The 14,604-nt window shown below is 64.8% G+C and carries 12 protein-coding genes; 3 read left to right on the top strand and 9 right to left on the bottom strand.

What is annotated here, in order from left to right; genetic code table 11:
• Positions 1-66: 66 nt before the first annotated feature.
• From ASV56_RS16250 to ASV56_RS16225, 6 genes are all read right to left on the bottom strand, one after another.
• Positions 67-1,029 carry a porin gene (locus tag ASV56_RS16250; protein WP_082724882.1) on the bottom strand — a complete coding sequence of 321 codons (963 nt, stop codon included), beginning with the start codon at positions 1,027-1,029 and terminating at the stop codon, positions 67-69.
• Positions 1,030-1,197: 168 nt separating this feature from the next.
• Positions 1,198-2,562 carry a CapA family protein gene (locus ASV56_RS16245; RefSeq protein ID WP_062563021.1) on the bottom strand — a complete coding sequence of 455 codons (1,365 nt, stop codon included), beginning with the start codon at positions 2,560-2,562 and terminating at the stop codon, positions 1,198-1,200.
• 15 nt (positions 2,563-2,577) lie between these two features.
• The gene (locus tag ASV56_RS16240; RefSeq protein ID WP_062563020.1) at positions 2,578-3,723 is read right to left on the bottom strand and encodes an ABC transporter ATP-binding protein; all 1,146 of its coding nucleotides are present in this window, start codon (positions 3,721-3,723) and stop codon (positions 2,578-2,580) included.
• A gap of 95 nt (positions 3,724-3,818) precedes the next feature.
• A complete protein-coding gene (locus tag ASV56_RS16235) occupies positions 3,819-5,027 on the bottom strand; it encodes a CaiB/BaiF CoA transferase family protein (RefSeq protein WP_062563019.1) in 1,209 nt (402 codons plus the stop codon).
• Positions 5,028-5,041: 14 nt separating this feature from the next.
• Positions 5,042-6,247 carry a CaiB/BaiF CoA transferase family protein gene (locus ASV56_RS16230; protein WP_062563018.1) on the bottom strand — a complete coding sequence of 402 codons (1,206 nt, stop codon included), beginning with the start codon at positions 6,245-6,247 and terminating at the stop codon, positions 5,042-5,044.
• 4 nt (positions 6,248-6,251) lie between these two features.
• Positions 6,252-7,493 (bottom strand): FAS1-like dehydratase domain-containing protein, encoded by a 1,242-nt coding sequence (locus ASV56_RS16225; protein WP_062563017.1) that lies wholly within the window; start codon positions 7,491-7,493, stop codon positions 6,252-6,254.
• A gap of 212 nt (positions 7,494-7,705) precedes the next feature.
• Between ASV56_RS16225 and ASV56_RS16220 the strand changes: the two genes are divergently transcribed.
• From ASV56_RS16220 to ASV56_RS16210, 3 genes are all read left to right on the top strand, one after another.
• On the top strand, positions 7,706-8,389 hold the full coding sequence (locus ASV56_RS16220; protein ID WP_062563016.1) for a GntR family transcriptional regulator: 684 nt from the start codon (positions 7,706-7,708) through the stop codon (positions 8,387-8,389).
• 80 nt (positions 8,390-8,469) lie between these two features.
• Positions 8,470-9,135, top strand: a complete 666-nt coding sequence (locus ASV56_RS16215; protein ID WP_062563015.1) for a lactate utilization protein — start codon at positions 8,470-8,472, stop codon at positions 9,133-9,135.
• Positions 9,136-9,179: 44 nt separating this feature from the next.
• Complete coding sequence (locus ASV56_RS16210; RefSeq protein ID WP_062563014.1) at positions 9,180-9,830, top strand: GntR family transcriptional regulator; 651 nt, start codon at positions 9,180-9,182, stop codon at positions 9,828-9,830.
• 6 nt (positions 9,831-9,836) lie between these two features.
• Here ASV56_RS16210 and ASV56_RS16205 read toward each other — a convergent pair whose 3' ends face one another.
• The 3 genes from ASV56_RS16205 to ASV56_RS16195 all read right to left on the bottom strand — a co-directional run bounded on the left by ASV56_RS16205 (position 9,837) and on the right by ASV56_RS16195 (position 14,477).
• Positions 9,837-11,594 (bottom strand): ABC transporter permease, encoded by a 1,758-nt coding sequence (locus ASV56_RS16205; RefSeq protein WP_156429212.1) that lies wholly within the window; start codon positions 11,592-11,594, stop codon positions 9,837-9,839.
• A gap of 28 nt (positions 11,595-11,622) precedes the next feature.
• Complete coding sequence (locus ASV56_RS16200) at positions 11,623-12,660, bottom strand: ABC transporter substrate-binding protein (RefSeq protein WP_062563012.1); 1,038 nt, start codon at positions 12,658-12,660, stop codon at positions 11,623-11,625.
• Between the two features lie 113 nt (positions 12,661-12,773).
• Positions 12,774-14,477 carry a UGSC family (seleno)protein gene (locus tag ASV56_RS16195; RefSeq protein WP_437435925.1) on the bottom strand — a complete coding sequence of 568 codons (1,704 nt, stop codon included), beginning with the start codon at positions 14,475-14,477 and terminating at the stop codon, positions 12,774-12,776.
• Between the last annotated feature and the right edge of the window lie 127 nt (positions 14,478-14,604).

Raw genomic sequence — 14,604 nt, 5'->3', positions numbered from 1 at the left:
CATTTGCATCAGCCCACGCAAGGAAACGCCGCATCAGGATGCGGCGTTTCTGCTGTTGCGGGGCGGTCAGAAATCGAAGCGGACGCCCATGTCGGCATAGAGCCGATCATCGTAGTCGCGCTGCAGGCTGGCGGCCAGGAAGGGACGGCCGAGATCATAGCTGGCGCCGACACCAAAGGAAGCGTTCGTCTGCTTCCTCGCCCAATCGCCGGAGTTATGCGCCACATACCCGCCGAGCGTCGTCTTGCCGATCTTGTAATCGCCATAAAGCGTTACGGTATTTCCAGGCGAACCGACCGTGCCGGCGCTTCGGGGAAGCTGGGTGCCGTTGTCGATGAAATTCAGCCCGACCCGCGCGGCCCTGGTCAGGGAATAGCGCGCGCCGACGAAATACAGGTCGTTGCCCTTGAAGCCGGCGCCGTTCTGCGCGGTCGCGGCCGAGAACTCCAGCGAATCCGACAACTTGTAATGCAGGGCCAGCGCCGTTTCCTCGGCATAGCCCGGGCCGCTTTCCTGGTGGCCGGTCTGGTCGGGATCGACATAGGACGCGCGGACCGTCAGCCCCCCGGTGGTATATTTCAGCGCCAGTCCGATGCGGTCGCTGTAATCGCCATAGCCCTTGTCGGCGCCAAGGAAGAACCGGCCCTGGGGATCGCCGCCCCAGGAACGCTCGAACACGCCCAGCCGCGACTGCTTCAGCAGGGCAGCGCCGTCGAAGGCCGGAATGACATTGCCGACATAGGCGGTGAAGCCGTCGGCCGTCACGTAAAGCTGTCCGGGGCTGATCGTTTCGACGCCGGCGTCGCCCTGATCCCATTGCACCCGGAAATTGGCTCCGAAGGTCAGGCCCTCGGCCTCGACCGAGGCATTGACGTCCAGCCGCACCCGGGACGAGATCTGCGTCTCGTTGGCGTCGGGGTCGCGGCCGTCATCCTCGTAATAGACCAGGCCGGTGCGGCCATAGCCGGACAGCTTGATATCCGCCAATGCCGGTCCCGCAAGCAGGGATACGGCCAGGGCCGTTGTCATCAGATGTTTCACTTAGTCCTCCCATTATTCGCCTTTGCCAAGAACAGCCTTGGCCAAGGACTTGCCCGTCCGGGTTCTTCCAGGACCCGGACAATCCTCCCCCGCAGCGCGCGAAGGGCTTCGCACACGGCTTTTTTCAATGTTCGTGGTCTTGAGCGCCGCTATTGGTCAGGGCCGGATGATGCCCAGCCCGTCCCGGATTTCGATCCGTGTGCCATAGGGCTCGGAATAGCGCGCCATGTCTTCCAGGATGCGCCGCCGGACTGCGGGTTCCGGGACCAGCGGGATGCCCATCTGCGACAGCGGCCGCGCGCCGCCGCCCAGGTCGGCGGGGTAAAGCCGCACCTCGCGCAATTCGCCGTCCTCGAAATCCGCCTCGGCCAGCACCGCCTCGTGACAGGCGGGGTGCTCCAGTTCGGATTTCTTCTGCCAGTTGGCCAGCACGTCATAGCTGGGGCCAAGCTGCAATCCGCACTGGAAGATGAAGTTCGACAATCCGTAGAAGATCGGCCGGCCGCGATAGACCTCGACCCCGGCCAGTGCGTGAACGCCGTGGCTGACGAACATGTCCGCGCCGGCGTCGATGGCGGCATGGGCGAATTCGATCAGGAAATTCGGCGCGTAATGCTCGACCGGCTCCTTGAGGCCGCGGACGTCGCCGAAGGCACCCGCCGGATCGAAGCGGGTGGCCTGATGCGAATGGATCGCCACGATCAAGAAATCGGCATAGATCTTGCCGTTGCGGATGCTGTCCAGCAGCCCGTCCCGGTCCGCCGGTGCCATCTCGTAATGGATGCTGCCCGGATCGTCGCCCGCCTGATACCACTGATCGAAAAAGCGCAGCCGCGCCGGCGCGGCGTCGGTGGCCGGCCGCCAGGCGCCGGGACGCGGGCCATAGGCGGCGGTGGCGATGTCGTGCAGCCTTTTCAGGTCGTCGGGTGCAACGATGTTATAGGCCGTCAGGTGCAGCGGGTTGATGCCGGGCGCGCCGCCCAGCCCGCCGATGCGGGACGTGGCCTCGGTCCGGGCATAGGTCGGGCCGAAATGGCCGGTATCGGCCAGCGAATAGACGCTGACCAGCCCGACCCGGCCCTTGGGCGTTTCGCGGAACCGGGCCTTGCGCGCCTCTTGCAGGTTCGGGCCGGTGCCGGCGTGGGTGATGCCCAGCCGGTCCAGCGCCGCATCGGTCGAGACCATGCCCGCCGCGCCGCAGTCGAAGGTATGGTTATTGGCGCGGCTCATCATGGTGAAGCCCATGTCGCGGATCGCCTCACCCAGCGAAAACGGCGCGGCGGTGCCGGCGATGGCCATGTCGTTGCCGGCCATGTCCACCAGGCTCGATTCCATGTTCGCAAGGCCCACGTCGGCGGCGCGGATGCGCTCGCCGAAAAAGGCGAAGCGCGGATCCTCGCGCCGCAGCGGCTGGGGCGAGATCAGATCGCCCACCGCCGCCACCCGGAAAGGCGCGGTCAGCTTCGGGCCGGTTTCGCGCGCCAGGTCGCGCTGGCTTACCCAGGGCAAGGTCGGTGCCATGCTGTCCCTCGAAGGCTAGGCGGAGGCGTTGTCGTGGAAGACGCTGATGTGCTGGGGCTCGACGGTCAGGCGGATCGGGGTTCCCGCCGCCTGCATCTCGCCCTTCATCGAGCGCAGCGCCAGCTTCTGGCCGTTGATCCGGGCGATATGCTCGACATGGGTGCCCAGGAAGATGCTGCGTTCGATCACCGCGTCATACTGGTTCGCGCGCGGCCCGTTGGCGGTGTCCAGGCGCGTATGCTCGGGGCGGAACATGGCATGAACCCGGTCGCCGATCTTCAGCGCCGGATCGGTCGCCACCCCCTCGAGCAGGCCGACCTCGGTCTGGACCACGGCAAGCTCGCCGCGCAACTCGTGCACGGTTCCGTGCAGCTCGTTCGAGCAGCCGACGAAATCCGCGACATAGCGGGTCTGCGGCCGGCGGAAGATATCCTGCGGCGTGCCGATCTGCGCGGCTCGGCCGACCTCCATCACCGCGATGCGATCGGCAAGGGCGGCGGCTTCGATCTGGTCATGGGTGACGTAGACCGCCGTGAAATCGAACTGGCCCTGCATCTCGATCAGCTCGTCGCGCAGGCGTTCGCGGACCTTGGCGTCCAGGTTCGACAGCGGTTCGTCGAACAGGATCAGCCCGTCGTTCGCCACCAGCGCCCGCGCCAGCGCCACGCGCTGTTGCTGGCCACCGGAAAGCTGCCCCGGATAATTGCCTGCGAACCTGGCCAGCCCCGTCACCTCCAGCGCCTTGGCCACGCGGCTGAGGATCTCGTCCTTGCCGATCTTGGAGACGACGAGCGGATAGGCGATGTTTTCGTGCACCGTTTTGTGCGGCCACAGCGCATAGGACTGGAATACCATGGAAAGGTTGCGTTTTTCTGGCGGCATGGCCAGTTTCTCGGCCGAGGAGAACACCTTGCGGCCATGCACCCAGATCTCGCCGGAGGTCGGGTGCTCCAACCCTGCAATGCAGCGCAGCAAGGTGGTCTTGCCGCAGCCCGACGGGCCGAGCAGCACCAGCACCTCGCCCCGTATCACGTCGAGCGAGACGTCGCCGAGTGCCGTCACCTCGCCGTGGCGGGTCTGGAAAGTCTTGGTCAGGTTGCGGATGCTGACCATGGGGGTGGCCGCGGCTTGGGTGGGGAAGCTCTGGTTGGCGAGTGTCATCGGACGCTCCTGTTGGGTCTGCCGGTCCTGCCGGATACCTGTCCGGCGGTGATTTTGCGTTCCGGCCGGGCATCGGCCGGACGGCTTCTCGGCGATCAATAGATCACTTTCGCATCCTCAAGCCGGGCGATTTCAGCGTCGCCCATCCCCAGAAGGGTCTTGAAGACATGGTCGTTGTCGCCGCCAAGCTGCGGCGCGGTGCGGCGGATGCGGGCGGGTGTCCGGGACAGGCGATAGGGCGGGGTGATTGTCTTGCGCCGGCCCAGCACCGGGTGATCGACCTCCTGCACCGCGCCGCGCGCCAGGACATGGGGATCGTTGAACAGATCCTCGGCCTTGAACGACGGGGTCGCAGGCACGCCTTCGGCCTGAAGCAGCCGCATGGCGTCGTAATAGCTCTTGTCCGCGCTCCATGCCGCAATCGACTGGTCCAGCCGGTCGCGGTGGGTCCAGCGCCCCTCGGCGGTGGCATATTCCGGCGCCAGCGCCCAGTCCGGGCTGCCCAGGGCACGCACCAGCCCCTGCCATTCGGCATCGCTTCCCACTGCGATCGAGATCCACTCATCCGCGCCGGCGCAGCGATAGACGTTGTGCGGTGCCATCGCCGCATCGCTGTTGCCATGCCGCCTGGGCGAGCGGCGGTTCATCGCGTAATCCATCATCTGGTCGCCGATCATCGAATTGATGACCTCGCAGGAGGAACTGTCGATATACTGGCCCCGCCCCGTCTGCTGGCGGAACCGCAGGGCGATCATGGCGGCAAACACCGCCGCCGTCCCGGCCCGCGCATCGCCGCCGGAATTGGTCATGGTGTTGGGCTTCTTCTCGGTATAGCCGGTCAGATGCGACACGCCGCCGACGCTGGTGAAGCAGGGATTATAGGCGGCATAGCGACGCCAGGGTCCGGTGCCGCCAAAGCCCGACAGCGACAGCATGATCAGGTCCGGCTTGACCTTGACTAGCTCGTCATAGTCCAGCCCCAGCTTGGTCATCACGCCGGGGCGCATGTTTTCCAGCACGATATCGGCGGTCGCCACCAGCCGCTTGGCCAGCGCGCGGCCCTCGTCGGTCGTCAGGTTGATCGAACAGCTCAACTTGCCGAGGTTGCATTCGAAGAAATTCGAATTCGCCTCGAGATTGGCATGCGTGCCATCGCCGCGATGCGCCCGCTGTTCGTCGGGTCGCGCCCGCGTCTCGACCTTGATCACCTCGGCCCCCAGAGAGGCGAGTTGCATGGTGCAATAGGGTCCGGCCAGGACATGGCCAAAATCGACGACCCGGATCCCCTTCAATGCGTCCTGCATCCTTCCCCCCCTTCCTAAATGACACCGTTGCGCGCCAGGCGCTGCAAGCGGTCCCGGTCATAGCCCGGCAGGCCGCCCAGAACCTCCGCCGTATGCTGCCCCAGCAAGGGCGCCGGGCGCTTCGCCGGCAGATCGGCATTCGGCAGCCGCGTGGGCTGGTCCACATATTCCAGCGGTCCGGCCACGGGATGGTCGATGGTCACGAAATGATTGCGCGAACGGAACTGCTCGGATTTGAATACCCCTTCGGCCGTCAGGATCGGCGCGGCGGCCGAGCCCTCGGTCTGGATGCGATGGAACAGCTCGTTCTGCGTCACCGTGCGCGACCAGTCGTTCAGGCGCTTGCGCAGTTCGGCATAATTGTCGGACCGGCCCTTCTGCGTGTCGAAAGGCGGCTTGATCCCCCATTCCGGCCGGCCCATGGCGCGCCAGAGTCCCTCCCATTGCTGCTGCGAGGACAGGATCACCACCGCGAACTCGCCGTCCTTGCACTCGACCAGGCTTTCCAGCAGCCGGCCCTTGCCGGTGCGGTTCGGGCTGACGCCGTCATCGACATAGCGCCGCAGCTGCGACCGCTCCAGCGCCATCATCGCGTGCTGGATCGAGACGTCGATGTGCTGGCCGGAACCGCCGTTGTCGCGCCAGAACAGCGCGGCCAGGGTGGCGGTCGCGCCGGCCATGCCGCCGTCGTAAAGCCCCAGATAGCCCGGCCCCTGGCAGGGGGGCACGTCCAGATTGATCGCCCACATCGGCAGCAGGTAGCCTTGGCCGCTGGCGTGATAAAGGTTGAGATGCCGCGCCTTGTAATCGCGATAGGGTCCGACCTGGCCGAAGGGGGTGATCGAGGTCACGATCAGGCCCGGATTCAGCGCCTGCAGATCTTCGTAGCCCAGCCCCAACCCCGCCAGTTCGCCCGGCATGCGGTCCTCGATCAGCACATCGGCGTCGCGCAGCAGTTCGCGCAGCACGGCACGGCCGTCCTCGGTCTCGATGTCCAGCGTCACCGAACGCTTGCCGGTGTTCAGGTAAAGAAAGGTGCCTGACGCCTCGGGGTTCGGCTGGTCGTCTCTGAACGGCCCGATGTGCCGGGCGTCATCCCCCCTGCCCGGCTTTTCGATCTTGATTACATCCGCGCCGAAATCGGCCAGCAGCTTGCCGCAATAGGGCCCGGCGACAAAGTCGCAAAGCTCTATTACCTTCAGCTTCAATCCCCCCTGCATCGCCTCAGTCCGCCTTCGAAACCAGCTTCACCAGCACGCTGGCCTGGGTATGCACGTCCCCGTCCTGGTTCTCGGCCCGCACGGCCAGTTCCACCAGCCGGCGGCCCTGGTCATCGACGAACTTGCGCGCGACACGGCCCTTGACCCAGGTCGCATCGCCGAAGAAGTTGAACCGGCGGTCCTGGCTGTCCATCGAGACCACGAAACCGTCGTCGCCCATCCAGTCGGTGACGATCTGAACCAGCATCATCTCGTTATGGATGCCGCCAGCGTTGGCCAGGGGCGATCCGAACATCTGCGCGGCGCGATCCGAGTAATGCCAGTCGCGGCGGAAGCGATGCTCGCCGGTCAGCGGGTCGATCGGGTGGGTCTGCAAATGGTTGCGCATCGCTGCCCACTTGATCGCGAAGGCATAGACATAGCAGCTGACCACCGTGCGCGCCGAGCTGTCGCAGACATCATAGATGCCCTTGGCCAGCGGCGGCAGTTCCTCGCCCTCAACGACATCCTCCCAATAGCGGATCTTCGCGCCGCGGCGCTTGACGCCAGCAAGCTGGGCGTCGAAATCGTCGTGGATGTTCTTCAGCTCCGCCTCGGAATAGCGGCGATAGTCCTTGCCGGCATATTTCGCGCCGACCTTGGATTCCTTGCCGCCTTCCTTGGCCTTGCGCTTGCTGGGCGGGGTGGCCAGGTAGATGTTGCGCCCGGTCGCCACGGCGATGGTCTCGTCGCGCTGGTTCACGAAATAGCGCGGCACGCTTTCGATGAACATGCGATAGGGCTTGCCCTCGACCTTCTTCTCCTCGAACCCGCCGTATTTGTCATAGCAATGGAATTCGTCGCCGGGGCGGAAGGGGGCGAAGTAATCGTGCTTGTTGCCGGCGGCAAGCCGCGCCACGCCCGGCACCCGCAACCGGCCGCCGAAGGACGAGCCGAACGAGATGCAGCTTTCATAAAGCGGCGGCGCGACAATTCCGCCCCAGCGGGTGTTCTGGGCATAGGTGCGATTGCGCCAGATCGGGTTCGGATCGCCGATGGCATCGGCAAAATGCCGGATCAGGTCTTCGGTCACGAGCGCGTTCAGGATGCCGCGTTCGTATTCGTTGTCCATGATGTCATGGATCGGCACCGGCAGCTTCAGCTCGCCACGCCCAGCGTTGAACTCGGCAATCTTGCGGTCCAACTGCTCGTTCCATTCCTGATCGGAAAGGTGGTCCCAGTCGTTGCTGGTCTGGTCCTCGGGCATGGCAGATCCTCCTCCTGAAGGCGAAGCCGGGGCGCTCACCTTTAGCATACAATATTGTATGACAATCTACGCAGGCAGACCCATGGGTCAACGCCTCATCCCGGTCTTGGCGTTATCACAGCGCCGAATTTTGTTAGGTCCGGCGTCCCTTGCCCAAGGCCGCCCCGCTGGCCTATTCCTGCGCCGCAGAATGCCGCTGAAGGAGCGCACAGATGGACAGAGCCAAAAGCCGGACGAACGGACAGGCCACGGTCACCGCCGCGATCCGTCAGGCAATCCTGTCCAACGACCTGGTTCCCGGCCAGCGGCTGATCGAGGCGGATCTTTGCGACAGTTTCTCGACCAGCCGCAGCACCGTGCGGGCCGCCCTTGCCCAGCTCACCAGCGAGGGCTTGGTCGAGGTCGTCGCCCATCGCGGCGCCCGCGTGCGTGTGATCGGCCTGCGGGAGGCGCTGGAGATCGTGGATGTCCGCCTGTCGCTGGAACTGCTCTGCATCGAGCGCGCCATCGCGCGCATGACGCCGGAAGCAAGCGCCGAGCTGCGCGAGCTGGCGGACCGGCTGCGCGACCGGGCGACCGCCAATGACGTCACGGGCTTTGCCGAACTGACCCGCCGCGCCTTCGTCTACTATGTCGGACTGGCCGATCATGGCGTTGCGCGCGAGATGCTGGAGCGGCTGCGCGACCGGCTGTCGCGGCATCGTCTGCGGCTGACCTATCGCCCGGGCAGACCGCAGATTGCGCTTCCCTATTGGCTGGACCTGATCGACGCCCTGTGTCGCCGCGACCTGCCGGCGGCGCGGGACGCCCTGTGCCGGCACGTCGCCAACATCAAGGAGACCATGGTCGCGATCGCCGAAGAGGAAACCTCCGCACGGCCCGCCCTTTCGCGCTGACATGGCGCCTGCATCACGCAGGTTGATTGTCCTTCAATATTGTGCACAATTTAAGGCGCAATAATGAAGGAGACAGCGACATGGCCATGGGCGACACAAATCTTGCCAAGGAAATCCGGCAGTTCAACCGGCTTCGCGCCGAAGTGGTGATCAAGAATCTGAAGAAGAAACACATGGATGGGCATTTCGTCGAGACCCGGCAAGAGGCCCTCGACCTGCTTCTAAATCTCATCCCGCCGGGCGCGAAACTGGGCCGGGGCGATTCGGTGACGTTGAACCAGCTTGGCGTTTTCGAGGCCCTGATCGAGCGCGGCGAGAACGAATTCATCAACCCGGTCCGCACCGACAAGCAGGGCTACAACCCCCCGCGCGAGGAACGCCGGGCGATGCAGCGTCAGACGCTGCTGTCGGACGTCTACCTCGCAGGCACCAATGCCATCACCATGCAAGGCACCATCGTCAATACCGACGGGTCGGGCAATCGCGTCGCGGCCATGTGCTTCGGTCCGAAGAAGGTGATCCTGATCGCCGGCTGCAACAAGATCGTGGCCGATGTCGATGCCGCGCTGGCACGCATCCGGGACTTCGCCGGGCCGGTGAACATGTGGCGCCACAAGCTCAAGCACAGCCATGACGACGGGCTGGGCTGGGGCGTGCTGCGCTATACCGCGATCATCGACGGCAACCAGCCGGTCGAGCAGGGCAAGATCACCGTCATCCTCGTCAACGACGATCTCGGCATGTAGAACCGGACGCGCCGGGCCCGCCCCGGCGCAACGAAACGGAAGCGATGACCGACAACCCTTCTCTTTCCGCGGCCGAAGTGACGGCCGCGATCCGCAGCCGCATCCTTGACGGCGGCTTCGCCCCCGGCCAGCGCCTGGTCGAGGCGGATCTTTGCGAGATGTTTCACAGCGGACGCCGCCAGGTGCGCGAGGCCCTGGCGGCGCTGACCCATGAGGCGCTGGTCGAGCAGATCGCCAACAAGGGCGCCCGCGTTCGCGTGGTCGAGCCGGAAGAGGCACTGCATCTGGCAGAGGCCCGCTTCATCCTGGAGCGCGCCTGCCTGGAGCATGCCGCGGCCCGCATGGGCGAAACCGATGTGGCAGAGCTGCGCGCGCTGGCCGGCGATCTCGAAGGCAGCGCGGCAGCGGGCGATCCGGCCGGCTATGCGCGCCATTCCGAACGGCTGCGGCGCTTTCATGTCGAACGGGCGGCGCAACCCGTGATGCAGGAGCTGCTGGAGCGTTTGCAGGCACGCAACATGCGCTATCGCAACCGGATCGGGTCGCAGCCCGGTTGGCTGAAGGTCTCGCTGCCGCTGCGGCTGCGGATCGTCGAGGCACTGTGCCGGCGCGATGCCGAGGGCGCCGTGCAGGCGCTGACCCGGCACCACGAGGCGTGGAAAGCCGCGCTGGCGCGGCTTTCCGGTTCGTCTTAGGCGCGATCAGCGCGTTTTCTTGACGTTGTGGTTGTTGAGCCACAACACGACGGCCATCATGCAGGTCGCGATAGCCCAGATCACCAGGGCAAAGGCTGTCATCAGGGGAAAACTGCCGTTTTCCCACAGGTCCAGCAACACCGCACCGACCACGCCGTTCGAGGTTCCCGACAGGATCGCCGAGGCCGTCACCTCTCCCATCATGTGGATGAAGACCAGCACCCAGCCCGCCGCCAGCCCGTGCAGCGTCAGCGGCAGCAGGATCTTGCGCATCGTGGTGCCTTCCGAGGCGCGGAACACCCGCGAACTCTCGGACAATTCCCGCGAGACCAGGATGGCCGCGGAACGTGCCGCCGCCGTGGCATAGGGGATCTCCATCAGCAGATAGGCCAGGAACAGGATCCAGATCGTGCCATAGATGTCGAAAGGCCATTGCGCAAAGGCCAGGATGAAAGCCACGCCCACCAGCGTATGCGGGAAGGTCGCGGGCAGCGTGGTGACGAAATCCACGATGCGCCGATACCCCAGACGCTGCGTCAGGCCCCGGCGCCCGAACCGCGCGGCGCCATCGGCGAAATGGTTGGCGTAAAGCATCAGGAAGCCAGCGATCACCATGATCACCGTCGCGCCCGTGGTGGCCAGGAAGATCGAGTTCCCCAGTGCCCGCGTCGTCGCCGGATTCACCGTCAGCACCGTCTTGTAGTTGTTGAACGACAGGTAATCGAGCGAGAAGTTCAGCGACCAGAACGGTTGCAGCGACACCACCATCAGCGCCAGCAGCGGCAAGACCAGCGAGATCAGGATATAGCCCAGGAAGATGCCCTTGGTCAGCCAGCCCAGCCTGCCCAGCCGCGTCGGCGCATGGCGTACGCCCTTGCCGCCGATCGTGGCCTGGCGGCCATGCGGCATGAAGCGCCACTGGATCATGCGCAGCGTGAAGACGACCACGAGCATGCCGCAGGCCAGGATCAGCGCGGCTTTCTCGTTTGCGGGAAAATCGGTGAAATAGCGATAGATCCGCACCGAAACCACCTCGATTCCCGCCGATGTGCCCAGGATCACCGGCACGGCGAAGATGGCGATGCCGTTGATGATGGACAGGATCCATGCCTCGAAGATCGAGGGACGGATCGCCGGCAGCGTGACCGTCAGCCAGGTCCGCAACGGGCCCGCGCCAGAGATCCGTGCCGCCTCTTCGATCGAGGGATCAAGACTGCGCAGGGCCGACGAGGTGATGAGATAGATCGCCGGCACCAGGTGCACCGACAGGGCAAAGATCATCCCCTGCATGGAATAGATGTCGATGGGGCCCATGCCGCCCTGGACCGGGTCGCCCATCAGCCAGCGCAACGCGATGTTGACGAAGCCGATGCGGGGGTCGAACAGCACCACCCAGCCCAGCACGCCGGTGACCGACGGCAGCATCAGCGGCGCCACGGGCATGAAATTGCCCACGCCCTTCAGCCCGCCGTCGGTGCGTTCCGAGATGAGCGCCAGGAAGGTCGAAAAGGCCAGCGCGATCACGCTGGAGATCGAGACCATGACGAAGGTGTTCCACAGCACGCCGCCGATCCCCGGCCCAAGGCCCGCACCTTGCAGGTGCGCGCCCTCGCCGAAGACCAGCTGCAACAGCCGGAAGGTCGGATAGACCATCAGGAAGGCGATGCCGAGGACAAGGAAGTTGGCGACCGAGGCAATCGGTCGCCAGCGCCATCCTGCGGGCCGCTGAGGGTCGGGATTGGTCAAGGCAGTCGTAGATGGCACGGCGTTTCCTCCTCCGGGCCGGGGCCGATCAGGCCAGCCCCATCAGTTCGATGATTTTCTGCTTGTTCGCCTCGGACGATTCCAGATCGGGCATCACGAAACCGGGCTTCAGCTCGGGCGTGCCCGGCGCGCTGATCGGCGAGACGGTTTCGGTATTCAGGATCTGCTGCCCCTTCTCGGTCATGAGGAAGGACAGAAACAGCCGCGCCGCGTTCGGGTTCGGCGCCTTGGCGGAAATGGCGGCAGGCGAGACCACGCCGGTATAGCTCTCCGCTTCGGGCAGCACGGCCTCGATGGGTGCCCCCTGCTGGATCATCGAGAAGGCCTGCGAGGTCGAACAGGGGAAGAACAGCTTCGCCGCTCCTGCCGCGACCTGCTGAACCGCGGCCGGGCCGCTCGAGCCGAGTTGCACCTTCATCGCGCCAAGCTGCCTCAGGAAATCCTCGCCCTTCTCGCGCAGGAGCAGATCATAGGCCCCGAAGGCCACGATGCCGACGCTGCGCAGATCGACGGTGATGATCTGCCCGGCGAATTCAGGCCGCAGCATGTCCTCCCATTTCTTTGGCAGGTCGGGCACCAGCGCCGTATTGGTCGCCATGGTATGCGGATTCAGCGTCACCACCGCCGAATGCGGGTTCTTGAACTCGGCCGGCCAATCGGCCAGTCCCGGCACCAAGGCCGGGTCCAGATCGGCAAGCCAGCCGCGCTGGTGGAAGGCATCGACCAGCAGCTGGTCGCCCACGATCATCACGTCGGCGATGGCTTGGCCGGCCTCGGCTTCGGCCGTATAGCGCGAAGCGATCTTGCTGGAATTCAGGCGCTGATATTCCATCTGGATGCCGTATTCCTCGCGGAAGGCATCGGCCAGCGCGATCACGAGCGGCTCGGCCGAGCCGGTGTAGAGAACCACCTTGCCCTCCTTTTGCGCCGCCGCCACCAGGTCGTCCGTCGATTGCGCCCAGGCGCCGGCGCGCAGCGACATGCCGGCTGCCATGGTGCCAAGCGCAGCCAGGCCGGCAGAGGCCATGAACCCCCGCCGCGAAACTTTCGTATCCATCTTGTTCATTGCTTCCTCCCTTGGCCCGCCATCGCAAGCCAGAAACAGACGAGCGGCCCCGCTACAAGAGACCGCGGGATCCGTGGGCTACCCCCGCCGCCATCGGAGGCGGGGGTAGCATCTCATTTCCTCCCGAGCCTGGTGGCGGCCACCAGCTCGTCCCAGTTTGCCGGCAGATCAACCTTCCGGGTCACGGGGAAGCCGATATAGCCGTTGCCAGAGCCGATCATCGTATGGTCGCGGTCCGGATCGCCGGCGACGACGATCAGGAAGTCCTCGGGCTTCGAGACCATCTGGATGTCGCGGTCGGTATCCATCGAGGTGCCAAGCTGTTCGGGCCAGCACTTCTCGTTGATCCCGCGATAGAAGCGGTTCAGGATCATGCCCGACAGGCGGGAAACCCGCAGCTTGGCATTCTCGTAGAAGTGCTTGCGCACCCGCTCCTTGGTCCAGCCCTGGTCGGTCAGCACCTTCAGGATCGCCGGCGTGATGACCACCAGCGGCCGTGTCACCATTCCGCGGAAGAAGAACTGGATGAACATGTTGTTGTCCGCCATGCGGGCCTCGATGTTCTTCAGGATCTGTTCCGCGTGCGGATCGCCCACTTCGATGGCTTGCGTCATCTCGGTGCAGGCGGTGATGGTCACGACGTTTTCGCCGAAGGCATAGCCCTCGTCCTCGGCATGCGTGGGCCAGCCCATTTCATGGGTCAGATCCTCGCTTTCGGCCAGCACGATCCGGAAGTTGCCGCCGAAGCAGCCCTTGTCCGTGCCATGCGGGATAAAGCCGCAGACATTGCGCAGATACATCCGCCAGAACCGTCCGATGCTGGTATTCGCCTGGAAGCCCGGGCGCAGCGCGGCCTGGCCGAAGTTGAAGCCCAGTTCCTTCAGGATCTTGCCATTGACGACGATCTGCGTCTCGGTGGCCGGGGTGTGGCCCAGATGTTCGTGACCGAAGACCGGATCCATCATCGCCTCGACGATGGCGACCAGCACGGGCATGTATTCCGGCCGGCAGCCCGACATGACGCCGTTGACGGCCACGCTCCAGACGGTCGCTTCGCGGCTGGCGGGCAAAGCCTTGCCCAGCACCTCGTCGCGATCGCGCGGCGTGTGGCGCAGGAACGCCTCGACCTTCTCGATCGTGGGCGGGACGACGGGCATGCCCTCGCTCCAGCCGTTTTCGAGGAAATGCTCCTGCACCTCGTCGAACGCGCCCGAAAAGACGACGTCGGTCTTGTCAGGTTCGGCAACATAGCCTTCTTCCGGCGGTTGCACGGTCAGGCCATGGACGACCTGCTGAAGCATCGGCCCTGCGACTGTCTTCTCAAGTTGCTCGTCGGGGACGAAGTTCACGTGACCCGGATGGATGGTATGAGGCAGATTGGGCATTCCAAGCCCCTTGGCAGTCATCTTGCCCTGGTTCACGAAACCGGAGCAGAGCATGGTGACTGTCGGATATCCCAGTTCTTCAACCAGGGCGCTGGCACGCGTCACGGCGGCCGTACAGGAGCCTCAGCATCCGACGCCGACGATCACCGCGTCGACGTTGAAATCTTTCAGTTTCTGGGGCAGGGCTTCAAGAACCTCGTGCTCGTTGGCGCCGTGGATCTCGCCGAACTCGCGCCAGCTGACAAACTTGATGCCGGGATAGAGCTTGGTCATCTCCCGTTCCCAGATGTCGAACATGATGTCGCCCTTGAACACCCAGTCCCAGAGCTGGGCGACGGTCTTGCCCTCGAGGGTGTCGAGCCTCTTGGCAAGCCTGTGTCCCTGATGCATCTGGCGCCCGCTTGGCCAGACGACGTCATAGGTTTCCGTCATGGATCCTCCTTTCTCGTGCATTTTCGGCAAGGCCATGGCTTGGACCCAACCTTTTGCGGCCCGCAGGCGGCAGGCCGAATCCTCCATGCCGCCATCCTGCCCGCAAAGTCGTCATCCGCGAAGCAGG

Origin of the sequence: Paracoccus aminovorans (genome assembly GCF_001546115.1) — a bacterium.
In the GTDB taxonomy this organism is placed as follows: domain Bacteria; phylum Pseudomonadota; class Alphaproteobacteria; order Rhodobacterales; family Rhodobacteraceae; genus Paracoccus; species Paracoccus aminovorans_B.
Note: the sequence above shows the minus strand (reverse complement) of the source record. Positions and strands in the feature narration are given on the sequence as shown.